Raw genomic sequence first — 776 nt, 5'->3', positions numbered from 1 at the left:
GAACCCGGCACATGCTGCCACCCGGTGACCTCCACCGACGCCTCCGTCGGCCCGTACAGATTGTGGACGGAGCACCCGGGCAGCAGTTCGCTGAACCGGTTGGCCAGATCCGCCGGGAACGCCTCCCCCGCCACCTCCACCCACCGCAGACTCGTGCACTGCTTCGCCAGCGGCTCCGCCACGAACGCCGCCAGCAACGACGGCACGAAGTCCGCACCCGTCACCCCCTCCCGCTGGATCAACTCCGCCAGATAGGCCGGATCCCGACGCCCGCCCTCACGCGCCACCACCACCGCCGCACCCACCTGCAACGGCGCGAAGATCTCCGGCACCGACACATCGAAACTCGCCGACGTACTCAACAGCACCCGGTCCTCGACACCGACACCGAAATGATCCAGACCCCACCGGATCCGGTTCATGATCGACCGATGCGCCACCGGCACCCCCTTCGGACCACCCGTCGAACCCGACGTGAAGATCACATACGCCGCGTGATCAGGCCCCAGCCCCCGCACCGGATCCGACTCCGGATACCCCGACACATCCGGCAACTCCCCCTCCAGCACCAGCAACGGCCGCGCACCCTCCAGCACATGCCGCACCCGCTCCTCCGGCAGATCCACATCCAACGGCACATACGCGGCCCCAGACTTCACCACCGCATACACCGCCACCAGCAGATCCACCGACCGCGGCACCCGCACCGCCACCAACACCTCCGGCCCCGCACCCCGCTCCACCAACCAATGCGCCAACCGGTTCACCCGACGGTT

General features: G+C 68.4%; 1 protein-coding gene. It reads right to left on the bottom strand.

From position 1 onward, the window contains the following. The coding region (locus ACSLTV_RS36140) for an AMP-binding protein (RefSeq protein WP_435613738.1) at positions 1-719 on the bottom strand (719 nt) is incomplete at its 3' end. Positions 720-776: the final 57 nt, after the last annotated feature.

The organism is Streptomyces sp. bgisy159 (genome assembly GCF_965341775.1).
Taxonomy (GTDB): Bacteria; Actinomycetota; Actinomycetes; order Streptomycetales; family Streptomycetaceae; genus Streptomyces.
This window is presented reverse-complemented; position numbering and strand designations above follow the sequence as displayed.